The organism is Cellvibrio sp., assembly GCF_039207905.1.
Classification (GTDB): Bacteria; Pseudomonadota; Gammaproteobacteria; order Pseudomonadales; family Cellvibrionaceae; genus Cellvibrio.
In genome coordinates, this window is sequence record NZ_JBCECX010000004.1 from 151905 (window position 1) to 175145 (window position 23241).

The window sequence follows — 23241 nt, forward strand, 5'->3', positions numbered from 1 at the left end:
TTGGATTTATTGCTTGGCTACGTCCGGCTTTGCTAACAAAGCCGGCCATAATTGCTCCCATGTTTTCCAATGGTGTTTTCCGCGCTGCACTAAGACTTGCTCCGGAGAAATATACTTAGCCAGCAAGTTATTCGATGTGGCAAATTTATCCTCAGCGCCATAGGCCAGATAAATTTTTTGACGTGTTACATCGGGCAGGCTGGTAAGCCAGAGCCAAATGCTATTTTCCGTTGGTGCCGCTGTTGTCGATATCTCTTTCGTAGAGTCGGCAAGTAAATAATCATAGTCCTGTGCTTCGCCAAGATAGGGCGCCATGATAAATGCCTTGGCGATATCCTCCGGATATTGTCGGAGGTAAAGTAAAGAACCAAATCCCCCTAGCGAAATCCCGCCTAAATAAATTTCCTGATATCCCGCATCACGTGCCGGTTTGATAATGTCGGTGCGTAGCTGCTCGGTAATAGTCCGCGCTTGGTAATATTTTAAATGAGCGTTTACTGCAATCACGTCCATGTCCGGATATTTGTGTTGAATCATATCGACAACACCGTGCTGGTAAAACTTTTCTGCTCCATCACCTATTCCAGGTAACAGCACCATAAGCTTGCGCTGGCTGTTATTTTTGTCAGTTCCATTTTTAGAGAGATAACTGACCGTCTCCATTGGCGTGGATGGACTTTGCAGATAATAACAACCACTCAGTAAAAAGATTAACGAAAAGGATATGACTGCCTTTAATTGCATTTGATTTCCTTAATGGCTAAATGGCATTTCATTATGTTGATGCGCAAACAGCCCTATAGTTCACCAGCTCTCCGGCAATAAGTATATAAGCAAATAGTATTTTCCCGTCGAAACAGGCCTCAGTTAGGATCAGGAAGTTTAAGGTGATGCGAAGCGGGGCACATGATGGACGTAAATGTGGTGAGCGTGAGTGCTGATCAACTTGAAATTATTGCCCATTTGTTTGGAGCGCTTATTGCGGGCGGGATTGTCGGGTTGGAGCGCAGTTATCATGGCCGTCCTGCGGGGATTCCGCACGCACACGCTCGTATGTCTCGCATCCAGTTTGTTAATGATGATTACCTACTTCCAATGGAAATGGTTGCCCGCAGTACCGCCGGATACGGTGCGTGCTGATCCAACAAGAATGGCGCAAGGGATTATGACCGGTATTGGTTTTCTCGGTGCCGGCGTTATTTTCAAAGAAGGGTTGAGTGTTCGTGGACTGACTACGGCGGCGTCGATCTGGATTACGGCGGCAATTGGAATCCTTATTGGTGTTGGTTTTTATTTTCCGGCGATTATTGCCACCATCATGACGGTGAGTGTGTTGTCGCTATTTCGCATCATAGAAGCGAAGTTGCCCGGCCAATGTTATGTTCATCATCAAATCAGTTTTGATCGCGATCAGGTCATGCCGGAAAAAGAATTAATTGCGCTGTTGCAGCAACAGGGATTCAGTGTTGCAAATACCAGTTATCGTGTTACCGAAGAAAACCAATTTGAATATCGCATGGTCATCAGAACTGCTGATCTTAAAAATGTTTCGCGTTTGTCTGATCTGTGGCGAACGCAAAATACCGTGCGCGAATTTCGTATTTCACCAACGGGTGATTAGCAGGACTTCAATCTACAAACTCAACCGGCTTTTCCCACACCGCTAATACCACACAGCCTTCTTCGCTGGTGATTTCATGGCTGGTAGTGGCGGGGTTAATGAGAAACGTACCCTTGTGATATTCGCCGCGTTCATCGCGCTGGCTGCCACGCAGAATCAATAAAAATTCCATGCCGACATGTAAATGCCGTGGAATGTGCGCGCCGGGGTGATAGCGAAGCAGGGCAGAGGAGCACCCCTGACTTGGATTGCCATAGAGCGGAAGAATATCCACTCCATCGCGGAACTCTCGCCATTGTAATTCGGGATCATCAAAGTTCCTGTTGATTAAATCTGCCCAAACCAGATTTTTTTCCACAAGCGTCTCCTATATCAATTTTCCAGTTCACTATTTTTTCAATGTGTTTAATACATCTAGCGATGTGGCCACTGCACCAAAAACACCGCCTTGCATTTTGATCATTGCCAATGCGGCGGCATGATTGGCGGGGTCGGTTGCCGCGCAACAGTCAGAGAGCAATACACATTCAAATCCGCGATCATTTGCTTCGCGCATGGTGGTATGCACGCAGACATCGGTAGTGATGCCGGTGAGTAATAAATTGCGGATACCTTTGGTGTGCAACACCAATTCCAGATCGGTCGCGTAGAAAGAACCTTTGCCAGGTTTGTCGATAATAATTTCACCTTCAAGCGGCGCCAGCTCGGGAATAATTTCCCAGCCGGTTTCGCCGCGAATTAAAATTTTTCCGCAAGGGCCTTCATCGCCAATGCCTGCGCCAATTTGGCGTGAGCGCCAGCGTTTATTTGCAGGTAAGTCTGCAAGGTCTGGTCGGTGACCTTCGCGGGTATGAATAATATGAAAACCCAGCTCGCGCATCACCGGCAGTAATTTTCGCAGTGGCTCGATAGGCGCGCGTGTTAAATTGATGTCGTAACCCATGGTGTCCACGTAACCGCCTTTGCCGCAAAAATCGGTTTGCATATCGATAATAACCAGCGCCGTGTTATGCGGATGCAAGTTGCCATCGTAAGGCCATTCATAAGGCGTGCTATTGAGATAGCGCGGCGAGTTATTTAAAAAAGAATTCATGGTTGCTCCTTAATTAATGCATACCTTTTAGTTGATGTCTTTTAAGTGAGGTCTTTTAATGGAATCTGCTTAATGCACAGGTTCAATTACATCAGTATCGTGGTGTTTGTCGGGAGCTTTGCTGGATTCCACGCTAAATTTCGCGCAGGCAAACAACACGCCGGCAACGGCGAGATACGCAAAAGCTACAGTGGGTGATTCGGCAATTCCAATCGCTTCGCCGTGCATTAATCCAAAGAAAGTCAGAACTGCACTCGCGCAAGCGAAGAGGCCGGCTTTATTAAAACTGCGGTCGATAATAAACGCGGTAATTGCACCGAGCATTAATCCGCCCAGAATCGCTCCACCACCTAGCACCGATAAACCTTCATAGAGCACACCATTTTGTGCGAGCTTATCGAGACCGACAGCGGCGGCATTAGTGCCTGCAGCACCGAGCACATTATCTATTTGCAATTTCCCCCAGGCAGCCAGGTGCGGCATAAGTGAAACAATAATCGCGGGCGCGTGAGATTTTGGGCTCTCTTGAAATGCTTGCGAACCGATCAACATGCCGATGTAAAGCAAAATAGGTGAGATGGCGACCAGCGGAATTGCGGATGAAAATACCGCGATAATTCCAAACCAACAGAGAATTAAAACGGATATTCCTGTCGCTGCCGAATAACCAATTCCACCGCCCATGGATTTCCAACCGGGATGCCCGATGTAAACAGCGTTGATAAATGGATTGCCCATGCAGCAGCCGATCAAACTGATTGCGCCATCGGCGGTGAGTACACGTGTTGTCGGATAACTATCGCCCGCTACTGCAGCGCTCTCTACGTTGTCCATGGCTTCGACTAAATCGTAAATGCCGAATGGAATTGCGGTAACTAAAATAATCCCGATAAATTCAAAGCCGGAAAATACATGGCCAACAGCGGGAATCGGAATTGAAAATCCAAAACTGGTAAGTGATTGCGTGAGTTTTTCCAAACTCAATCCGCCAAAATTCAAACCGATTGCAGTTGAGCCCCATGCGATTAATGTGCCCACTGCAATAGCAACTAATCCCGCCGGAATGCCTTTGAAGTAGCGCACTCCACCAAACCAGCTCAGTAAAATAATGGCAAAACACACCACACCGATCACCGGCGTCATAAACATTTCCAACGCGGGGCGCAGCGAAATAAAAGCGATCGACACACCGGCAAGTGTGCCCAGCAGTGCAGCGCGCGGTGTAATTTTGCGAATGTAGGGCGCGATATAACCGCCGAGCATCAACACAAAACTTTGCACAAACACCCAGGTTAATCCCGCTTCCCAACCTTTGATTGGATCGCCGGTGGTAAGGGAGATCGGCAGCATGATGACAAATACCACCACAAACATATGCGGCACGCTAATACCGGAAGGCAGGGCGCATACATCAGTGCGGCCAGTTTCCAGTGTTAATTTGTACGCGAGGTAGGCATAGTAGAGTGTGCTCAAACACATCATTAAACCTACGGCGGGAAGAATGCGGCCAAACACAATGTCGTCTGGCATTTGCAGCACAAAACGCAGCAGGCCGGTGAGCACTAACAGGTTTACCAAAATATTGGTGCCGAAACCGAAGAGCGCGTTCCAGTCGCCGGGTTTCCACAATTTCACATTACCGGGCATATTTTTATTAACGATGGTAGTCATGGTCTTATCCTCTCCTGTTCGTGTAGTTGGCTAGCAGGGACGGCGTTTAAGAAAAATATTTTTTGAAAAATGTATATGTTGGTTTAAGAAATTACGGTGCTGGACATGCGTTTGGGGGCGAGCGCCGCGACAACGGCGGTGCTGTTGCTCACCCAACCAAAAATGCCGCCCTGCGCAGAAACCATCGCAAGGGCAACACGGTGGAACTCGGGGAAATAAGAGGCGCAGGCATCACCGACCACAACGCAGCGATAGCCGCGGTCATTGCCTTCGCGCACAGTGGTGTGTACGCAAACTTCGGTAGTGACACCGCACACTAATAAATTTTCGATGCGCTGTTCTTTCAGCACATCATTTAATTCGGTGCGATAAAAAGCGCCTTTGCCGGGTTTATCGATAATGATTTCGCCTGTGACCGGTGCTAGCTCCGGAATAATTCCGTGACCCGGCTCGCCGCGCACTAACACCCGTCCCATAGGGCCGAGGCTGCCGATACGTAGCTCCGGTTTTCCACGCATCACTTTTGCAGGTGGTGCATCACTTAAATCTGGCAAGTGACCTTCGCGGGTGTGAATTACCAGCATGCCAATTGCGCGCGCTGCGGTGAGCAATGCCTGACAAGGTGCAATCGCCGAGCGCAATAAACTCACATCATTGCCGAGGCTTGCGCCGAAGCCGCCGGGTTCGAGGAAATCGCGCTGCATATCGATAATCACCAGCGCAGTGTGTGCGAGTGATAAATCAATGGCTTCGGGTTGTGCGCTCAGGCTGATCATAGTCTGGCTCCTGTTAAAAACGATAGCGGCCACCAAGCCCCAAGGTGCGTCCCTTCTGCTCAACACCATCCGGGTCATCGCTGGTGAAACCGGCGTAGAGGTCAGTCTCTTTACTGAGTGGCAAGTTGTAGACGATGGTGTAAATGCTGCGGTCAAAATCGCCGCTGTCGGTGCTGGTTTCGGTAAGGCCATAGCTGAGATAAAACGCGCCCGAGCCGGCGGTGATAGAGGCGCTGAGCACCAGTGTGTCGCGGTCGATATCACCCACGGCAAGTTCATCGCGCATCATTTGATACTGTGCGTAGACGGTGCTTTTGCCTATGTCGTAACTCACACCGAGCAGCGAGGTTGTTTGTTCATCGTCGGCGCCAAGTCCAGTCGCACCGGTTTGGGTGCCGGAAATTTTTTGCACAGCGGCGGTAAAACCAAAATCACCCGCTTTATAAAAAGTATTGGCAGCCATTTTGTTGGTGCTGGTTTCACCTTCTTCCTCACCAAAGGCGTAAGCCAGATTGGAGGTGAAGCCGCCGAGTGTTGGCGTGGTGTAAGCGATGGAATCGCTCCAGCCGGTATCGCCATACAATCCCCCGCCGCCATAACTCATCAGGATCATGGGAGAGAATGCAAAAGAGTCGCCAAAGGGATTAAACGAAATCGCAGAGATAAAATGGGCAGCGGCAACGCGTCCAATTTTTACTTCACCAAAGTTGCCGCTCAGGCCGACATAGGCGCTGCGCGCAAAAAAGATATCGTCCTCAAAGCGGCCATATTCGGCTGAGTCGGGGCGGAAAAACATTTCTACTGCCGCTATGGCTTTCAGGTCGTCGTTGAGTATGTGTTCGCCATGAACGCCCAGCCATGAGGTGGTCATGCCATTGGATTCAACTCCCTGAGTGCTATCACTATCGGCGCCTGCGGCTTGGTAGTCGCGGAGGTAAATATCCAGTTCGCCTTTAAAATCCACAGAAGATTGGGCTGCTGCAGTCGCTGCCAATAGGAGGCAAACAGCGCTGGCGGATACGCGAAATAGCATGCTTGTTAACGCAATTCTCATAGTTGTTTCCCTCGGCGAAAATCGGTGATTGAAAGTGGTTGCCTGCAATGGATGCGCGCTAGCCAGTAGTGGGCTGGCGCGACTGACCTCCTTGTCGGTGTATAGGATGTTAGTTTTTAGATCATCGTTGTATACAACGATGTGTTTGCATAAGCTGTGCCAGACGAAAGTGAGGTCGTCTTTTATCGACGCAAGCAGATGAATTGCTTGGGAATTTTGGTTGGGTTCGAGTAAGAGAGATGCAGCTATGAGCCATGTTCTGACGCTGGAAATGGCACTAAAGCAATGCTCGTCAAATACGCTGTGCACTGGCGAAGTGCGCCGGTTCGGCAAAATCGGCGGGTTGGATGAGTTGGTTTACAAGGTGGTAGTGCTCGCCTACCATGCATGAACAGGTGCGCGCGCAAGCGCAGTTAAGTAGACGGAGCAGGTTCTTTGACAACCCCTAAATCAGCTGCACAACTGGTATACGACCAGCTCAAAAAAAAGATTATCGATTTCGAAATCTACCCCGGCACCCGCATCACCGAGTCTGAGATCGCTGAAGATTTCCAAGTCAGCCGCACACCGGTGCGCGCTGCATTGCAACGGCTGGAAACCGAGGGGCAAATCACCATCATGCCCAAGCAGGGCTGCTTTGTACGCTCGGTGGATATTGAAACCATCAGCCAATATTACGATGTGCGCATCATGTTGGAGGCCAGCGCCGTCGAACTCGCGTGCGACCATATGGAAGATGAGGATCTGGATGCATTGCAAGAAGATTGGAATGCAGAGCGATTGGACGATGAGTTGGATATGGAAGAAATCAAAGCGCGCGAAGAGGCATTCCATATTGGCATTGCGATTGGCAGCGGCAATCCGGTGCTCGCCAATTATCTGCGCGATATCAACAATAATATCCGCATACTGCGGCGCTTGGGCTTTCCGGATCGCCAATCGGTAATCGAAACCTGCGAAGAACATTTTTCGATTTGCCAATTAATCCGCGAAAAAAATAAAACCCAGGCCCGCAAAGCTATGACCAAACATATCCGCAAAAGCCAGGAGCTTGCCCGCAGTGTTACCTTGAGCCAGTTGCAACAGGCGATCAAACGGCATAAACCTTAAAACAAATCGAAAATAGTCAGTTGCACAGAAACTATTAAGAAAAACAGTTTATCGAGACCAATAATGAATTCCATTCCAGAAGCCGCCATGAATTTTGGCGATATCACTCATGCAATCCAGCTCGCACTTGCGCCAGTATTTTTACTGACCGGTATTGCCGGACTATTAAATGTGATGGCGGGTCGCCTCGCGCGGATCATTGATCGCGGTCGTAGTCTGACTGAAAAAGAATTGCCGCAACATCTGCAGGATTCTGATGCACTACATAAAGAATTAAATCGCCTGGAGCGCCGCCGCCACTACGCCAGCTCGGCTATTACCGCTTGTACTTGCTCTGCGTTGTTGGTGTGTATGGTAGTTGCAGTAATCTTTTTGCAGGTGCTGTTACAGGTTGAACTGAAGTGGGTGATTAGCGCACTGTTTACTGCGTCAACAATTACCCTGATTGTCGGGCTGGGTTACTTTTTGCGTGAAGTGCATCTTGCTACGCGCACAGTGAGAATCCAGGTCATTGCGCGCGCTAAGTAAATTAATAATATTTCAGTTGCGTCGCCTTGCCGTGAAATACTTTGTACGCAAAAAAGGTGTAGCCGAGAATGGTTGGTAGCACCACGATCACACCGTACAAAATAAACATCAGTGATTCCGGTGCGCTCGCTGCTTGCCATACATCGAGTTTGTTGGGCACCACGTAAGGGTAGAAACTGTAAGCCAAGCCGATAAAACTTAATAAGAAAATCATTGCGGCTGATGCAAAAGGAATCCAACAACCGAAATCGTTCGCGTAGGGCGCGCGACGTAAGTAGCGGTCGGCGATAAAAAATAATACGAAGCAAAATACCGGAATTACCCACAGCACCATTACCAGTGGCGAACCAAACCATTTATCAAAAATAGTGCGACTGACGAGTGGATTGACGATTGATACCGCGATAATTCCCAGTAGCATCAACCATGCACAGCGACGTGCCCACCAAGCGGCGCGCTTTTGTAATTCACCTTCAGTTTTCATCACCAACCATGCGGCACCGATAAAGGTGTAGCCCGCGGTTACGCAGATTGCACTGAGTGCAGCAAATAAATGTGCGGCGGCGGTATCTTCAAAACCCATTACAAACAGGCCAAGCATATAGCCCTGTGCAAGAGTGGCGAGTAAGGAACCAACCTGAAACGCTCGGTCCCACAACTCTTTGTGATCTTCTGGCGCTTTGGCACGGAAGTCGAAGGCAACTCCGCGCAATATTAAACCTGCGAGCATTACCGTTACGGGTAAATACAGATTAAATAAAATCATGCTGTGTGCTAATGGAAATGCAATTAGCAAAATTCCCACGCCTAGTACCAGCCAGGTTTCGTTTGCATCCCAAAAAGGGCCGATGCTGGCGATCATGGTATCGCGCTGCGCTTCGGAATCTTTGGGCAATAAAATGCCAACGCCCAGATCGTAGCCATCAAGAATCGCGTAGATAAAAAAGGCGAGCCCCATCAAGCCAATAAAAATAACAGGGAGCCAAAATGCTTCGCCGGATAAAGTGCTGATATCGGTCATGGTGTGTTCCTCACAGATTTTTTTCGACGAGTTTTTCTTGCAGGGTGTCGACTTCTTCAGGGCGATCCACCAGCACAGATTTTCTTGCCATAACAAACAGTGTGCGAATATAGGCAATCAGTAACACTACATAGAGTGTTAAATAAATAGCGAGTGATGTTCCAACGTTGCTCGCGGGTGTGCTGGTTACTGCATCTGCTGTTTTTAATACGCCGGTTACCAGCCAGGGCTGACGGCCGATCTCGGTGACATACCAGCCGGATAGTGTGGCGATCCAACCAGAGAAAGTCATGCCGACAAATACTTTCAGCATTAGCGGTGATACTTCTTTGCGGCGATATATTTGCCAGCAGCCAACCCAGGATACCAGCAACATCAACATGCCTACGCCAACCATAATACGGAAGCCGTAAAACAGCGGTGCTACAGGCGGATGCGCATCGGGAAACTCATTCAACCCTTTGAGTTCGCCATCCGTTTTGTGCGTTAAAATAATGCTCGCCATGTTGGGAATTTGAATCGCGTATTTATTGCTTTGGGTTTCTTTATCGGGAATCGCAAATAGCACTAAAGGAGCGCCTTTTTCGGTGTGCCATACAGCTTCCATCGCCGCAATTTTCGCGGGTTGATGATGGAGAGTATTGAGACCGTGCATATCGCCGAGCAATATCTGGATTGGAATTAAGATCGCAGCGGCAGTGGCTGCGGTTTTTAGTGCAAGGCGCGGCGCAGGTTTGTGATCATCTTTTAAAATGCGATACGCGGAAATTCCCGCAATTAAAAATGCAGCAGTTAAACCGGATGCCATCAACATATGCGCTAAACGATAAGGCATAGACGGATTAAAAATAATTGCCCACCAATCGAGCGGAAAGGCTTTCATGGTGTCGCCCACCTGACGCATTTCAAAACCGGTTGGCGTTTGCATCCAGGAATTGAGCGCGATAATCCAGAAGGCCGACATACTGGTGCCGAATGCCACGAGGAAAGTTGCGAGTGTGTGAATGCGATTGGATACTTTGTTAATACCGAACAGCATGATCCCTAAAAATGTGGCTTCCAGAAAAAATGCGGTCAGCACTTCATAACCGAGCAGTGGCCCCGCAATATTACCCACAGTTTCCATATAGCCCGGCCAGTTGGTGCCGAACTGAAAACTCATGGTGATGCCGCTCACTACTCCCAATGCAAAGGTCAATGCAAATACTTTTACCCAGAAACGATAGGCGCGCATCCAGACTTCGTCGCCGCTGCGGTTGTAACGCACTTTGAAATAAAATAAAAACCAGCAGAGCGCGATGGAAATAGTGGGAAATAAAATATGGAAGGAAATATTGGCGGCAAACTGGATGCGGGACAGCATGAGTGTTTCGAGCATAAAAGTACCTCGATGAAAATGGAGCAATCCTTTTGATAAGCGTCAGCCGTGGACGTTCTCCGTAAAAAATTGTAGTGCGTGTTGCAAAATAATTACGTCGGATTGATTACTTGGTCGTTTCTTTTTTGCCGGAGCCCAACAGGCGATCTTTCATATCCAACACTTTGCCGATACTGCTGCCGAGTTTGAGCAGCTTGCCTAAATTAGCGGAGTCGAGGCGTTGGATTTCCTGCGTCCATAGCGTAATCATCTCAATCAGCTCGTGCATTTCGCGCATCCGCTCTTGCGCATATTCCTCATCAGCATTGGCCGGTGTTTCGATTAGCAGATTGCGCAAAGTGGAAAGCGTTGGGTCGATTTCACGCTTGCGGCGCTGCTCGATCAGGATTTTCGCGATATCCCACACATCCCCCGGTGCCGAGTAGAACTCTTTGCGCTCGCCGGGGCGATGCTGCAGCTTTACCAGCTCCCACGACATCAGCTCTTTCAGCCCCATGCTGGTATTGGAGCGGGAAATTCCCAGTGCTTCGGTAATGTCGTCCGCACACAGCGGCTCTTTGCTCAATACCAGCAGGGCGTACATTTGCCCCACAGTGCGGTTTATCCCCCATCGACTGCCCATTTCACCGAAATGGAGGACGCAGGATTGGATCATTGGGGTCAGTTTTTCGGACATGCTGTAATTCCTGAATTTTCAGTATTTACTGAAATTACAGAATTTTTTGATCTGCGTCAAGCAATTTACCTATTTCTCAGGCGTTGCGGCAGGGTTTTATTTGAGCACTAAAAAAGTGGATTTTATGTTTGGTTGCGCACCGAGGCAGGGCAATTTTGTGGATATCTTGGAATCGTTGAATGCTATTCCGATCTGGATATGAACTTCATACACAAGATCAGAGTCAGTATTCTAGAGGGAGCTATTTATTGTTACTCATTGAATAACTCCTATTGAACTTTAATTCATCGAGAGGTAATTATCATGAACAAAGATCAAGTGAAAGGCTCAGTGAAGCAGGCTGCTGGTAAAGTGCAGCAAAAAACTGGCGAAGCTATTGGCAGTGAAAAGCAACAGGCCAAAGGCATCGCTAAACAAGTAGAAGGTAAGGTCCAAAAAGGTTACGGTGATTTGAAAGATAATCACAAGTAAGTTGCTTTTAAGTAAGCGCCTTTTTAAAAGTGACGGAAAACTTTCGATCTACCGACGCAATGGATTGCGTTAACTCCCTCGCTAAATAATCCCGCCTGTAATAAGTTTCCGTTTTAACTTTCCCTTCTGTTGCTCGGTTTACTTCGCATCAATCCATCTGGCTTCACAAACAATCCCTGCCGGTCTTTCTTCATCCGCGCTAAAAATATTTTTCACTGCTATTGGTGTTTTTTGAATTTTCAGTATATTCTGAAATTACAGAATATTTTGATTTCAATCAAATGGAGTGATGGACAAATGCCAGCAAGCGCGTCAGTGCGGTCTTGGTTAGTCAGTTGGTTATATCTGGTTGCTGTCGGGCATTTTGTTATTGCGCTCGGTGTTACCTGGTGGAGCGACGCTTCGTGGTTTGCTGCCTATCAACAATCCATTCTGCATTCTTTTGGTTTCCCGCAAGATACTGGCACGCTTGAATTACAGTTGTGGTGGATCTCGCTTTTCGGCGCAACTCTCCAAGCCTTTTCTTTATTTATGTTGGCGCTGATGTATTTGGCTAATAAACATCGGCTTGCATCTATCTGGTTAATTCTCGCGGGCGTAATTTTATTATGGGCACCGCAGGACATTATTATTTCTATTCAAAAAAATGTGTGGAGTCACGCATGGATCGACTTGGCTGCGATCATCGCGCTAGTGCCGACTCTCTTAATTTTGTGGCGGTTGGATCGTGTTAAATAATTTGAGATTGAAGATTAAAAAATAAAAAATAATGGAGGTTTTTTGTGCAATTAGTTGTATCTGAAGGTGAGCTTTTTCGCAGGATTTTGGGCGATGAGTGGCTTAAATTGCATCCTGATATTCAGGAACGGTTCGCTAAAAATCCGGAGCCAGGAAAACCACTTTATTATCGTGGTGAATTAAGTGAGCTGAGTTGTTCGCGATTTGGAAAGTTTCTCGGTTTTATTACTATGCCTCTTATTAAGGGAGCATTGATTCCATTTAATGACCAGAATTTTCCGGTTGATATTGAAGTCTATTCCAAGAAAGATTGTCCCTTTATTTTCAAGCAGCGAATTTATCGTTTGAACAAGCGCAAGCCTATTCAATTCACCTCTTATATGCGTGAAAGCGAAAAAGGTGAAGTGTTGGAATATGTGGGGAAAGGTTTGGGAATGAAGCTCAAGTTACATGTGCAAGATGGAAACTTGCACTTTACCAGCGATGGATATTTTTGGGATGTGTTTGGTGTACGCATTCCGCTACCCGGTATTCTAACCCCAGGTAAAACTTTCTTGTGTCATCGCAATGATAATCCTAGCCAATTTAATATTCGCATCGAAATACAGCACTGTTTATTAGGCAGGACATTTGCTCAGGTAGGTGTATTTCACGATCTGCAGCATTAGTAAGTTCGTTAACAAATTCAGGAGAGTGTGATGGATATTCATCTGCTGGCATTGTCGTTAATGGCTGCGCAAGGATTAATGGGCGCATTCGATACCCTTTATCACCACGAGTTAACGGAAACACTTGCACAGCGCACCAGCGCAAGGAAAGAACTTTCAATTCATGCCCTGCGTGCGGTTATTTATTCGCTGCTGTTTATTGGGCTTTCCTCGTGGATATGGCAGGGATGGTTTGCACTTGTTTTGATGTTGTTATTTGTTGTGGAGATTGTATTGACCCTGTGGGATTTTGTGATTGAAGATCAATCCCGCATGCTGCCGGCAACAGAGCGCGTAACCCACACACTGCTTGCAATTAATGGCGGTGCTTTTATTACGTTACTTGCATTGCAAATACCCTATTGGTGGAGTCTCCCTACCGCATTGATGTGGCAGCCGCATGGAGTATTAAGTGTTTTCCTTGCGCTTTGTGGTATTGGTGTTGGGCTTTCGGGTATACGTGATGGATTAGCTGCAATACAACTCGGAAAAATAGTTAATAAGGATGCGCATATGTCACCTTTGCATTTTAGTAGTCAACGCCAGCAAGTGTTAGTGACTGGTGCAACAGGATTTATCGGGCAGTTATTGGTGCGTGAATTATTGGCTGATGGGCATGATGTTATTGTGCTGAGCCGTAATCCAACTGCTGCCGCTTTTTTGTTTTCTGGAAAAACAAAATGTATTGCCAGTATGGATGAGTTGCCTGCAAATTATCCTGTCGATGTTATTGTTAATCTTGCTGGTGCGCGGATTCTCGGGTGGCGCTGGAGTGAATCGCGCAAAAAAGTATTACTGGCCAGTCGTGTCGATTTAACAAAAAAACTGGTTGATTGGATTGCCCGTGCAGAGCGAAAGCCAAAATTGTTGCTATCGGCTTCAGCAATTGGTTATTACGGTATTCAACAGCAAGGTGATGTAACGGCTTTAGTCGAAACAGATTCTCCACAACCGATTTTTATGTCGCAGTTGTGTCAGGAATGGGAAGCTGCAGCGCAGCGTGCCAGCCAATACGGTGTCAACGTCGATATTATGCGTTTTGGCTTGGTGCTGGGGCATCAGGGTGCATTACCTATGATGTTGATGCCGATTAAATTGGGCATGGGTGGCAAGTTGGGTACAGGCAAGCAGTGGATGTCCTGGATTCATGTGCGCGACCTTTTGCGCGGAATTGCCTATCTGTTCCAGCGGCACATAGAGCCATCCACGGATACTTCCATTGGTATTTATAATTTCACCGCCCCTGATGCATTGACCCAATTAGAGTTTAATCAGCAGGCTGCGTCTGTTCTGCATCGACCATGCATTATGCCGACACCGGGGTTTATCGTGCGCTGGCTACTGGGCGAACAGTCCGATTTATTATTGGAAGGGCAGAGGGTTATCCCGCATAATTTGCTGAATGCTGGATTTTCGTTTGAGTTTCCGAACGCTAAATCCGCGCTGGCAGATATATGCGGATGAATAATGAGCACAGTTATGGTTAATGATAGTTCCAATCCTGATGTAGAAAGTTTTTTGGCTGATTGCCAGCAAGCATTTGCTAAGCATGCTTTGCAGCGTTTGGTGCTATCCAAATATAAAGGCACAGATGCTGAACTTACGCGCATCACGATTCGTTCGGTGCAAATCAAAGAGCAAACTCTGCTGTCATTTTTATATGAGTATCGTACGAATCATGTCACTAAAAATTTTGCAATTGACGATGCCATAACTCAATTACAGCAGTGGCTGGGCAGTGATTTCCACAATGCCCATATGATTACCGATGATTGGGAAACGCAATTGAGTTTTAGCAAAAAGGGAAAGGTGCTGATTAATAAAAACCGTAACAAGAATTCAGCGGTAGCAACGGAAAAGCAAATCGCCTCACCGGAGCTTGCGCACAATCGCAACAAGCTGCGTTATGTAGAACAAAATCGACCTTATTTGCGTGAGCTAGGCATTACCGATGCCAATGGTCAAATTATTCCTGCTATGTCGCGTAAGTGGAAACAAATCAATAAATTCATTGAAGTGCTCTCTGCTGCTATTCATCACACCAGCCTTGATCAGCGCAGTGAATTGCATATTGCCGACTTTGGTTCGGGCAAAGCTTATTTAACCTTTGCAGTGCATGATTATGTAAGCGCAAACCTGGGTGTAAAAACGCAAGTGACCGGTGTTGAGCTGCGGCAAGGGTTGGTTGATTTATGCAACCAAACTGCGCAGAAGTTATCGCTGGGCGGAATTAAATTTGAGCAGGGCGATGTACAGCATTTTTCGGCGCAGGGCATCAATATTATGATTGCTTTGCATGCATGCGATACTGCAACTGATTATGCCCTTAATATGGGGATTCGCACCGGTGCTGAAATAATTATGTGCTCGCCTTGCTGCCACAAACAAATCCGCCCGCAACTAAAAAGCCCTGCATTGCTTGCACCGGTATTACAACACGGCATTCATTTGGGGCAGGAAGCAGAGATGATTACCGATGGTTTGCGCGCGCTGCTATTGGAAGCCTACGGTTACGATACACAAGTGTTCGAGTTTATTTCGCTCGAACACACTAGCAAGAACAAAATGATCCTTGCACAAAAACGCAAAAAACCACGCGATAATGCTGAGGTTTTGCAGCAGATTGCCGCCATCAAAGAGTTTTATGGAATTCAGGAACATTGCCTCGAAAGTTTATTGCAGGCATCGCCGGTTTAATTTCTCTTTACAAATAAAAGCCCCGATGCTGTAGGTAATCGGGGCTTTTTATTTTAGGGGTTTTAATTACTTCAAATTCATACAGCTCGCATAATAACTAACAGTTGCTGGCCAATCGGAAAATACCCCAATTACACCGGCATCTTTTGCAAGTACATGTAATACGTTCATCATATCGCCATCATTGTTCAGTGCGGGGCTGATTGTTTGGTAATACCAGCCGCCGCCATTTTTTAATGGACCAGCGCGCTCAAATGACCAGGCAATCATTTTCAATCCAGCTTTTTTAGCATTGGCGGCATAATCAGACGCGATAATTTTATTGTTCTTATCCAGCGTCACGAGCGCCCAGAGTGGCGGCGCAACTATATTGAATCCTTCGTCGGCATACATCTGCAATTCATTGGCTGTCGGTAATTCAGCGATGGTATTCGCATCATCCAAGAATACAGCTTGCTTACCAAACTCAGGCTCATTACTGATCCAGTAGCGCACGTCCTGGATATCAAAAGATTGCGGCCATACATCGCGCGCTTTAACGCCTGCTTTGCGATATTCGTCAATCAATTGTTGTGCGTACATAGCTTGGGTGTAAGTGCCCTCGAACGGCATAGCAACGCTGGCCGATTTAAGTTCGGGAGTCATTTTTACGCCGAGCTTTTTAAACAGCTGGATACTTTCGGCGTGGGTAAGCAAAGTGCCTTTGTCAGCATATAAGTCGGTGCGCCATGCGGGTGTACCTTGCAAGTATTCAGCAGCGGTGGTCGCTTTAGGATTAAAGGCGTCCATTTTTCCTTGCAAGGTTTTAAATTCGGCGAGGGTGATGTCGCTGGTACAACAATTAGCGCTGGCTGCTTTACCGCTCACCGGATCAAAGGGGGAAAAATTCTGGCTGCATTTACTCGCTAGTGGTGAGGTGAGAATGTTGGTGGTGGTGTGCAGATCACATTGCGAATGACGACAGACAAGTTGTTTGTCTTTGGTAAAGGTAACATCGCACTCCAAAATTCCTGCGCCCATTTTCGCGGCTGCTTCATAAGACTCTTTGGTATGCTCGGGAAATTGCAGTGGTGCTCCGCGATGCCCGATAGAGAAATTGGTTTTCTTCAGTGGAGCTTTTTCGCAGCTCTGTAATTTCTTTTTTAACGCGCTTTCATCCATGTCGTTGACTAAATAAAAGGGTCGTGGTCCGACTTGTATGCCCGGATTTTTATCATCATGTTTATACCACTGCTCATCTTTGTTGCCGTGAGCGCAGGCGGTAAAAGGAATAGCAAATATCAGCACTAGCGCACTGGTCAGCAAATGGGTCTTTTGCAACATTTTCTGCAACATGGAAACCTCCTTTTGTAAGTTGGATTGAGCTGCAGTGATACAACTACAGCGATACAACCCTAATGAGCTAATGTGAAGGTAATTTGCTTATTTTATGACAGCTTTGCAATCGTTAGCTGTTTTGTGCACCGATTCGCAATCCATTGAAATGTCGTGAAATACCCAAACGCTGAATTTGCGCTAACCTTAGCGACAATTATTGCATGCCAGTTTTTATTTGGCCCCTTTCATATTATTCAAGGATTTTGACATATGACCATTGACGCTCTGGTTACCAAACTGCTCGCCTGCACCAATACCGGTGAAGCCAAGCCCATTGTAGATGCGTTGGTGAAGCTGCTTTGTGAAATCACTGGTTTGGAATTGCACCCTGCAATGTTCCTTGATGAGCATGCAACTATCACTGCCCAAGGCAAGGCAGTTTCACCCACGACAGCAGCTCAGTGTGCAGAGGATGTTGCGCGTACGCGAATATTTATGCAGGGGATGCACGCGGCGATTCAGAAAAAATTGCAACACAATAATAATCAACCTATTGATGTGCTTTATGCGGGTACTGGTCCATTCGGTTTGTTGTTGATCCCACTATTGCCATTGCTGGATTCTGCGAGTATACGAGTGACCCTATTGGATATTCACACGGAGTCCTTGGAAAAATTACAGCTACTCATTAACTATTTACACGTTGGTAATTTTGTCCAGAAGATCGAACTGGCAGATGCTTGTGTGTGGGAATCATCGCAGCAGTTTGATTTGATTATTTCCGAAACCATGCGCCAGGGATTAATACAAGAACCGCAGGTAAGTATTTTTAATCATCTGCAACGTTTTTTAAAAAACGATGGTTGGCTGATACCGGAAAAAATCCGCTTGGATCTATGGTTGAGCGATGGCGGTTCGACTGTCGGCGAACCAGTAAAAAATCCTGATTTATATTTAGGTGAAATTTTCACTTTGAACAAAGATACGGCAACGCGCATGGGGCGAGGGGATGTGTCCTGCATGCATGGGCATTTGCAGGTTCCGGATTATCCCGAGGTGTTGCAGCACTTAAAGCTGACTACCTTTATCCAGGTGTTTGGTGATTACCAGTTAAGCACAAATCAATCGCAGCTTACGTTGCCGCTGTACGAGCGCAATGCGCGAGTACAGCCGAATTCACTGTTGCGCTTTCGCTACGAATCAGGCGTTTATCCTCAATGCGTATTTGCTTATGAAAAAATGCCCGAGCTTGCGGAGTCTCCTTTACCTGACAGCTTGGAAAAAAATGGGCAAGGTATTTATCATTTGAAACGGCTTTGGCACAAAATCCAATTGCGCAAGCAGGCGAGTTTTTCTGCGAAAGCTGAGCAGAAACTAGCACAGGTTCCTGCGAGTGAATGGCTGTTGGATCGTGTTTTGTTGGATGAGCTGTGCGCGGGGCTTGAACCTGCTATGCAACAATTGTATTCCGCCCATTCTTTAGCTGATATTGAATGCTGGTTTGAAGCTGCCAATGATGGCGTAATAACTGATGCACAGGTTCAGCGTGTAAACCATGCAATCGTTAATTTTATTGACGGGGCGCGGATTGAGCTGGATGCACAGATTTCTCCACCATTGACTTCGCAACAACTTGCGCAATGGGATGAGCATGGTTATCTGATTATTCCTGCGGTGCTTTCGAAAAGTGAGGCCGCCGCTGCACGCTCCGCTATCTGGGATTTTTTGGATATGCGTGAAGACGAGCCGGCCAGCTGGTATCAACCTTCATCGCAGATGAAAAAAATTATGGTGCAATTATTTTCCCATCCTGCACTGGAGGTGGCACGAACATCTGATTATATTCGGCGTATTTTCCAACAGCTTTGGCAGCGCAGTGATTTGGTAATGACCACTGATCGTGTTGGTTTCAATCCTCCAGAAACCGCGCAGTGGAAATTTCCAGGCCCGGGAATTCATTGGGATGTTGAGTTGGTAGCACCAATTCCTTTTGGGACGCAAGGGTTAATTTATTTAACCGATGTGGCTGAAAATCAGGGCGCGTTTTGCTGTGTGCCGGGCTTCCATAAAAAATGTGATGATTGGTTGGCTGAACAGCCATTGGGAGTTGATTTGCAACAACAGGATTGGTCGCAGTGGCCAGTTAAACCTATTGCTGCAAACGCAGGTGATTTAATTATTTGGCATCAGGCTTTGCCGCATGGCAGTAGTCCGAATCGCGCTGGCTTTCCGCGTATGGTGCAATACCTGAATATGTATTCCTGAGTGCAATTATTGATGATCGAAAAAAACCGGCGCTTGGCCGGTTTTTTTGTGCGGGGTTTATTCGAGCGAGTAGGGGTCGAACCAAAGAGATTTATCCTCAAGCGGGGTTTTTTCTGGAAGTCCCGGATTTTCCAAACGAATTAATGTCCGGTTTTTCAGGTTTGCTTTGGTGATTACATCTTTAACCGTTGGGTCGTTCATAAAGTATTCGGTGAAGCTGCCGTCTTCAATCGCAATACGCAGGCCGCGTTCAATATTTTTGGCTAATTCAGTATTGTTTTTGCTGACAAAGAAATAAAACGGATTGGTGTAGGAGATCAGCAGGTTCTTCTCTACATCCAGATCGAGTTTGGGGTAGCGTTGCATTTCGGCCCAGGGTTCGTGCACACCGCGCGGATAAGCATCAAAGCGGCCACCATCCAGCATATGAAATAAGCCTTCGTATTTCAGTACTTTGACCACGTTGAGTTTGTTTGCTTCCAGAACCTGAGTGTCGGCCCAGAAGCGCCCCTGGCCGAGCGAAACCTTACGTAAATCTTCGAGTGTTTTTATATTGTCGAATTTCGCTTGGGTGCCTTTCCTGATCATCAATACGCGATAGCCCAGTAAACCCCGATACATGGGAATGCGGATTGGCAGCAGCCGTTCTTCAAGGTTTTTGGTTGATGCATACCAGACAACATCAAGTTCGTTGTCGATAAGCATCTGTACCATGCGCTCTTCGCTCGTATTGGGAACAGTTTCCTGCCAGTCGTATTTTGCTGGCACTTTACTTAATGCGAGTTTTAGCAACCCCTTGGAGTAATTCTCAATGCCGTTATTGCCTGACACCATGCGTAAAGGTTTGGCTTGGGATGGCAATGACAGGGCGAGCAAGCAAATAACCAGGCTGGATGTGAGCCATTTGTGGTAATGGAAACGCGGACCGAAGTGAGCCATTTATTTTATTTTCCTCTGCTCGTTTTTGTAGTGTTCCCTAATCCTAGTTGATTTGGGCGCAATTGCATGAGGGTTTTAATATCGAAGAGTGATAAAAAACCACTGCACCCGTTGAGGTTCCATAAGGAATAGATGCAGTGGCGAAAGCAGCTTATCGCCCGCATCTGCTGTGGCTGACAGCAGGGAAGGGATAAGTGATTGGAAGCAGGTGTGTAAACCAATATCTGTACAGCTGCTGGGGAGTAGCTGTCCGGTTATCGGCAAACACACCTAAACACGTACAAACCGCTGAAGGGTAATTCAGTTGTTTGTATTGTTAATGGTCGTGTGGGCAACCATTAACGGCACCGGCGAGTGTGGGCTTACCGGCACATACAGCAATCGCCTCTACCTAGTTGTCCTTGTCCGTGGTGGTGGCAGTTTTACTGTTCAGGGTTACAGGCTTTTCGTAAGTGAAAGGCTGTAATAATTCATCCGGCTTGCCCTTGCAGGCTTTAGCCAGTAATTCGCGACGTTGGGCAAGCAAAATACCAATGGCTTCGCTGTACTGCTCATCAATACCGGGAATATTTTCTTCAATCAATTGGGTGATATTGGCGGCCAGTTCCAAATACTTATCGTGTTCTTCTGCGACTTTTTTATCTTCAAACATACTGCCATCCCGATCACATAGCCAAACGGCGATTACTGCCATTGCGTAAATCCTCAAAGTTGTTACTGTTTTTATATACAGTAAATGCCGGAGTAGGAGTTGTCAACCTTTTGTGTTTGTCTTTAGGAGGAGGGCAAATGCGGGATCTTTCTTAAATTCTGGCGATTGGTTTTTATTTGATCAAATAGTAAGTTATTCCAAATGAGAATATTTTTTATTTAAAAAATCGCCTCACCTAGGTATATTGACGCCATTTTCAACCTGACGACAATTTCTTGGGGATATTTATGTCAAGTCAAACCAATCGCTTTAACCAAACGGTTTTAGCGCAATCGATCCGCGGCGCCATGCTGATGTTGCTGGGCGGTGTAGCAGGCTTTTCTTATGCGGCAGATGAGGTCGAACAAAAATCGGCGGTGTTGCCCACGGTAAAAGTTGAGGCGATGAGCGAGCAAGATCCTGCTAAAAGTTATGTGGGATACAAGCAGGCGAACGTGACGCGTAACGGACAGGATGTAAAAGATACTCCGCAAACCATCGATACCATTGATGTGCAGAAGTACAAAATTTACGGCTCCAATGATTTAAGTGTGATGCTCGCGGGTACGCCGGGCATTAATACCCAGTACGACATGCGCGGCGACGGCATTATGATCCGCGGTTTTGCGGCTAGCGATAACGATATTTATCGTGATGGTGTGCGTGAAAGCGGACAGGTTCGTCGCAGTACGGCCAACATCGAACGCATCGAAATCCTCAAAGGTCCTGCATCAGTATTGTATGGGCGCAGCGCGGGTGGTGGTGTGGTAAACATGGTGAGTAAATTCGCCAATTTTGAATCGCCCAGCACTATCGGCGTTTACGCGGGCACTTGGGATAACCTCGGTGTAACACTCGATTCGAATAATGTGATCAACGAAAATGTGGCTGTGCGTTTGACTTCGGAAGTGGGCGAGACTGACAGCTTCCGCGATGGCATCAACAATAAAATTCGTATGGTTTCGCCCAGTATTACCATCAATAATCGCGAAGGATTACAGTGGACTGCGCAATACACTTACGACGAACTGCAGCGCGTTCCTGATCGTGGCCCGGATTACGCCTCGCTGCCAAAAGGTACATCAATCAAAACCAGCTTCGCGCAGGAAAACGATTTTGTTGACGATATCCTGAATGTTTACCGCTCCGATTTAACTTACGAGTTCAATGGAAAATGGAGTGTGCATTGGAGTCTGAATTACCGCGAAGCTGAGCAAAATTTTGATCACTTCTACGGTGGTACCTATTGCGATGCCAACGGTAAAACACTGGCTGGTGCCAATTGCGCTTGGGCAAGAGGTTATATTCGTCAAAATTATGCGTGGCAGGAAACTATCAATAAAACTGCAACCAACACAGTTGATATCAAAGGCCAATTTAACACTGGCAGCATCCAGCACAATCTGATTGTCGGTTTGGATTCGGCAAAAGAAAATCGCAATCCGTCGTTGTTTACCAATGGCACAGCTTTGTCGATTTACGGTTACGTAAATCCTTTTGATCAGGATGATAAATTCAACGACCTCGCAACCAAACCGCATCCGGCTGCATCGCAAAGCAACAAGCACGTTGCTGAATCGCACGGTTTATTTGTACAGGATGTCATCACTTTGGTGCCGGAAGTGAAAGTGGTATTGGGCGCGCGTTACGATTGGTATGATTTTGAATCAACTACCGGGCTTGAAACCAATCCACTTAACCGCAACCGCAGTTACGATGGTGACAGTGTTAGTCCGAGCGCCGGTATTGTGTGGCAACCGGTGGAAGAGCACAGCATTTATGCATCCTTCAATAAAAGTTTTGCGCCTTATGGCGGACGTGGTTTGTTGTCGGTAGCAACTAACGCGGCCACAGTTTATGACGACGAGCCGCAATACAATGAACAGTTTGAAGTGGGTATTAAAAGCGATTGGTTAAACAAGCGGTTGAATACGCAATTCTCGGTGTACAGCATTGAGAAAAATAATATTCGCTATCGTCCTGATCCTGACAATGATCCATTCACGTGGGCTGTACAAGGCGAACAGGAATCCAAAGGTGCTGAGTTCAGTATGATCGGGCGTGTGCTCGATAATTTGTACGTGCGTGGTGGTTATGGTTGGATGGAAGCAACGGTAACGAAAGATGTCACTACGCCTGCAAACGTGGGCAGATTTTTAAATGGCACTGGCGATAATACCGCCAACTTGTTTGTGCGCTACGCCCCCTTTGAGCAATGGTATGCAGAAGTCGGTGTAACCCATGTAAGTGATGTTTGGGCTAATGCGACAAACACCAGCAAGCTTGAAGGTTATGATCGTTATGATGCGGCGATTGGTTACAGCGCTAATTCAATTAATGTCACGCTTGCGGTATCTAATTTGACCGATGAAGAATACTGGCGTTCAGGTTCAATGCCAGGCGCACCGCGCAATGTGTTGTTGCGTGCAAGTTATCAATTCTAAGTTAGTTGGGTTACGTTAGATGGGAATATGGCCAAGGATGGTTT

The 23241-nt window shown here is 46.9% G+C and carries 23 protein-coding genes; 11 read left to right on the forward strand and 12 right to left on the reverse strand.

Going from position 1 to position 23241, the window contains the following annotated elements:
* Positions 1-6: 6 nt before the first annotated feature.
* On the reverse strand, positions 7-744 hold the full coding sequence (locus tag AAGC78_RS03585) for an alpha/beta hydrolase-fold protein (RefSeq protein ID WP_435782662.1): 738 nt from the start codon (positions 742-744) through the stop codon (positions 7-9).
* Positions 745-934: 190 nt separating this feature from the next.
* Between AAGC78_RS03585 and AAGC78_RS03590 the strand changes: the two genes are divergently transcribed.
* Positions 935-1621: an MgtC/SapB family protein gene (locus AAGC78_RS03590; RefSeq protein ID WP_435782663.1), complete on the forward strand. Its 687-nt coding sequence runs from the start codon at positions 935-937 to the stop codon at positions 1619-1621.
* A 7-nt stretch (positions 1622-1628) separates the two neighbouring features.
* On the opposite strand, the gene AAGC78_RS03595 is transcribed toward AAGC78_RS03590, so the two are convergent.
* From AAGC78_RS03595 to AAGC78_RS03615, 5 genes are all read right to left on the reverse strand, one after another.
* A complete protein-coding gene (locus AAGC78_RS03595) occupies positions 1629-1979 on the reverse strand; it encodes a cupin domain-containing protein (RefSeq protein WP_435782664.1) in 351 nt (116 codons plus the stop codon).
* Between the two features lie 30 nt (positions 1980-2009).
* Positions 2010-2714, reverse strand: a complete 705-nt coding sequence (gene biuH / locus AAGC78_RS03600) for a biuret amidohydrolase (RefSeq protein ID WP_435782665.1) — start codon at positions 2712-2714, stop codon at positions 2010-2012.
* A gap of 69 nt (positions 2715-2783) precedes the next feature.
* Positions 2784-4385, reverse strand: a complete 1602-nt coding sequence (locus AAGC78_RS03605) for a hypothetical protein (protein WP_435782666.1) — start codon at positions 4383-4385, stop codon at positions 2784-2786.
* 83 nt (positions 4386-4468) lie between these two features.
* Positions 4469-5161 (reverse strand): cysteine hydrolase family protein, encoded by a 693-nt coding sequence (locus tag AAGC78_RS03610; RefSeq protein ID WP_435782667.1) that lies wholly within the window; start codon positions 5159-5161, stop codon positions 4469-4471.
* A gap of 13 nt (positions 5162-5174) precedes the next feature.
* Complete coding sequence (locus AAGC78_RS03615; RefSeq protein ID WP_435782668.1) at positions 5175-6215, reverse strand: porin; 1041 nt, start codon at positions 6213-6215, stop codon at positions 5175-5177.
* Positions 6216-6462: 247 nt separating this feature from the next.
* Here AAGC78_RS03615 and AAGC78_RS03620 point away from each other — a divergent pair, with 247 nt between their 5' ends.
* The 3 genes from AAGC78_RS03620 to AAGC78_RS03630 all read left to right on the forward strand — a co-directional run bounded on the left by AAGC78_RS03620 (position 6463) and on the right by AAGC78_RS03630 (position 7853).
* A complete protein-coding gene (locus AAGC78_RS03620; protein WP_435782669.1) occupies positions 6463-6606 on the forward strand; it encodes a hypothetical protein in 144 nt (47 codons plus the stop codon).
* Positions 6607-6650: 44 nt separating this feature from the next.
* Positions 6651-7325, forward strand: a complete 675-nt coding sequence (locus AAGC78_RS03625) for a GntR family transcriptional regulator (RefSeq protein WP_435782670.1) — start codon at positions 6651-6653, stop codon at positions 7323-7325.
* Positions 7326-7388: 63 nt separating this feature from the next.
* Positions 7389-7853 (forward strand): DUF2721 domain-containing protein, encoded by a 465-nt coding sequence (locus AAGC78_RS03630; protein ID WP_435782671.1) that lies wholly within the window; start codon positions 7389-7391, stop codon positions 7851-7853.
* Between the two features lies 1 nt (position 7854).
* On the opposite strand, the gene AAGC78_RS03635 is transcribed toward AAGC78_RS03630, so the two are convergent.
* The 3 genes from AAGC78_RS03635 to AAGC78_RS03645 all read right to left on the reverse strand — a co-directional run bounded on the left by AAGC78_RS03635 (position 7855) and on the right by AAGC78_RS03645 (position 10928).
* The gene (locus AAGC78_RS03635) at positions 7855-8874 is read right to left on the reverse strand and encodes a cytochrome d ubiquinol oxidase subunit II (RefSeq protein WP_435782672.1); all 1020 of its coding nucleotides are present in this window, start codon (positions 8872-8874) and stop codon (positions 7855-7857) included.
* Between the two features lie 10 nt (positions 8875-8884).
* Complete coding sequence (locus AAGC78_RS03640; RefSeq protein ID WP_435782673.1) at positions 8885-10252, reverse strand: cytochrome ubiquinol oxidase subunit I; 1368 nt, start codon at positions 10250-10252, stop codon at positions 8885-8887.
* Positions 10253-10358: 106 nt separating this feature from the next.
* Positions 10359-10928 (reverse strand): GbsR/MarR family transcriptional regulator, encoded by a 570-nt coding sequence (locus AAGC78_RS03645; protein ID WP_435782674.1) that lies wholly within the window; start codon positions 10926-10928, stop codon positions 10359-10361.
* Between the two features lie 303 nt (positions 10929-11231).
* Between AAGC78_RS03645 and AAGC78_RS03650 the strand changes: the two genes are divergently transcribed.
* The 5 genes from AAGC78_RS03650 to AAGC78_RS03670 all read left to right on the forward strand — a co-directional run bounded on the left by AAGC78_RS03650 (position 11232) and on the right by AAGC78_RS03670 (position 15541).
* Positions 11232-11399 (forward strand): CsbD family protein, encoded by a 168-nt coding sequence (locus tag AAGC78_RS03650; RefSeq protein ID WP_435782675.1) that lies wholly within the window; start codon positions 11232-11234, stop codon positions 11397-11399.
* A gap of 297 nt (positions 11400-11696) precedes the next feature.
* Complete coding sequence (locus AAGC78_RS03655; RefSeq protein ID WP_435782676.1) at positions 11697-12137, forward strand: hypothetical protein; 441 nt, start codon at positions 11697-11699, stop codon at positions 12135-12137.
* A 44-nt stretch (positions 12138-12181) separates the two neighbouring features.
* A complete protein-coding gene (locus tag AAGC78_RS03660) occupies positions 12182-12805 on the forward strand; it encodes a DUF4166 domain-containing protein (RefSeq protein ID WP_435782677.1) in 624 nt (207 codons plus the stop codon).
* Positions 12806-12835: 30 nt separating this feature from the next.
* The gene (locus tag AAGC78_RS03665; protein ID WP_435782678.1) at positions 12836-14308 is read left to right on the forward strand and encodes a TIGR01777 family oxidoreductase; all 1473 of its coding nucleotides are present in this window, start codon (positions 12836-12838) and stop codon (positions 14306-14308) included.
* 3 nt (positions 14309-14311) lie between these two features.
* Entirely contained in the window at positions 14312-15541 is a 1230-nt protein-coding gene (locus tag AAGC78_RS03670) for a class I SAM-dependent methyltransferase (protein ID WP_435782679.1), read from the forward strand.
* Between the two features lie 66 nt (positions 15542-15607).
* On the opposite strand, the gene AAGC78_RS03675 is transcribed toward AAGC78_RS03670, so the two are convergent.
* Entirely contained in the window at positions 15608-16876 is a 1269-nt protein-coding gene (locus tag AAGC78_RS03675; RefSeq protein ID WP_435782680.1) for a glycerophosphodiester phosphodiesterase family protein, read from the reverse strand.
* 252 nt (positions 16877-17128) lie between these two features.
* On the opposite strand from AAGC78_RS03675, the gene AAGC78_RS03680 reads away from it, so the two are divergent.
* Positions 17129-19123 carry a phytanoyl-CoA dioxygenase family protein gene (locus AAGC78_RS03680; RefSeq protein WP_435782681.1) on the forward strand — a complete coding sequence of 665 codons (1995 nt, stop codon included), beginning with the start codon at positions 17129-17131 and terminating at the stop codon, positions 19121-19123.
* Between the two features lie 57 nt (positions 19124-19180).
* Here the strand turns inward: AAGC78_RS03680 and AAGC78_RS03685 are convergent, their stop codons facing one another.
* A complete protein-coding gene (locus AAGC78_RS03685; RefSeq protein ID WP_435782682.1) occupies positions 19181-20062 on the reverse strand; it encodes a substrate-binding periplasmic protein in 882 nt (293 codons plus the stop codon).
* Positions 20063-20453: 391 nt separating this feature from the next.
* Entirely contained in the window at positions 20454-20756 is a 303-nt protein-coding gene (locus AAGC78_RS03690; RefSeq protein WP_435782683.1) for a YebG family protein, read from the reverse strand.
* A gap of 245 nt (positions 20757-21001) precedes the next feature.
* On the opposite strand from AAGC78_RS03690, the gene AAGC78_RS03695 reads away from it, so the two are divergent.
* Positions 21002-23197 carry a TonB-dependent receptor gene (locus tag AAGC78_RS03695; protein ID WP_435782684.1) on the forward strand — a complete coding sequence of 732 codons (2196 nt, stop codon included), beginning with the start codon at positions 21002-21004 and terminating at the stop codon, positions 23195-23197.
* Positions 23198-23241 lie beyond the last annotated feature (44 nt).

Coding starts and splice junctions, on each gene's coding strand:
- AAGC78_RS03615 (WP_435782668.1), bottom strand. CDS start 6,215: ATGAGAATTGCGTTAACAAGCATGCTATTTCGCGTATCCGCCAGCGCT.
- AAGC78_RS03605 (WP_435782666.1), bottom strand. CDS start 4,385: ATGACTACCATCGTTAATAAAAATATGCCCGGTAATGTGAAATTGTGG.
- AAGC78_RS03630 (WP_435782671.1), top strand. CDS start 7,389: ATGAATTCCATTCCAGAAGCCGCCATGAATTTTGGCGATATCACTCAT.
- AAGC78_RS03670 (WP_435782679.1), top strand. CDS start 14,312: ATGAGCACAGTTATGGTTAATGATAGTTCCAATCCTGATGTAGAAAGT.
- AAGC78_RS03585 (WP_435782662.1), bottom strand. CDS start 744: ATGCAATTAAAGGCAGTCATATCCTTTTCGTTAATCTTTTTACTGAGT.
- AAGC78_RS03645 (WP_435782674.1), bottom strand. CDS start 10,928: ATGTCCGAAAAACTGACCCCAATGATCCAATCCTGCGTCCTCCATTTC.
- AAGC78_RS03695 (WP_435782684.1), top strand. CDS start 21,002: ATGTCAAGTCAAACCAATCGCTTTAACCAAACGGTTTTAGCGCAATCG.
- AAGC78_RS03655 (WP_435782676.1), top strand. CDS start 11,697: ATGCCAGCAAGCGCGTCAGTGCGGTCTTGGTTAGTCAGTTGGTTATAT.
- AAGC78_RS03680 (WP_435782681.1), top strand. CDS start 17,129: ATGACCATTGACGCTCTGGTTACCAAACTGCTCGCCTGCACCAATACC.
- AAGC78_RS03665 (WP_435782678.1), top strand. CDS start 12,836: ATGGATATTCATCTGCTGGCATTGTCGTTAATGGCTGCGCAAGGATTA.
- AAGC78_RS03620 (WP_435782669.1), top strand. CDS start 6,463: ATGAGCCATGTTCTGACGCTGGAAATGGCACTAAAGCAATGCTCGTCA.
- biuH (WP_435782665.1), bottom strand. CDS start 2,714: ATGAATTCTTTTTTAAATAACTCGCCGCGCTATCTCAATAGCACGCCT.
- AAGC78_RS03685 (WP_435782682.1), bottom strand. CDS start 20,062: ATGGCTCACTTCGGTCCGCGTTTCCATTACCACAAATGGCTCACATCC.
- AAGC78_RS03640 (WP_435782673.1), bottom strand. CDS start 10,252: ATGCTCGAAACACTCATGCTGTCCCGCATCCAGTTTGCCGCCAATATT.
- AAGC78_RS03690 (WP_435782683.1), bottom strand. CDS start 20,756: ATGGCAGTAATCGCCGTTTGGCTATGTGATCGGGATGGCAGTATGTTT.
- AAGC78_RS03610 (WP_435782667.1), bottom strand. CDS start 5,161: ATGATCAGCCTGAGCGCACAACCCGAAGCCATTGATTTATCACTCGCA.
- AAGC78_RS03675 (WP_435782680.1), bottom strand. CDS start 16,876: ATGTTGCAGAAAATGTTGCAAAAGACCCATTTGCTGACCAGTGCGCTA.
- AAGC78_RS03650 (WP_435782675.1), top strand. CDS start 11,232: ATGAACAAAGATCAAGTGAAAGGCTCAGTGAAGCAGGCTGCTGGTAAA.
- AAGC78_RS03635 (WP_435782672.1), bottom strand. CDS start 8,874: ATGACCGATATCAGCACTTTATCCGGCGAAGCATTTTGGCTCCCTGTT.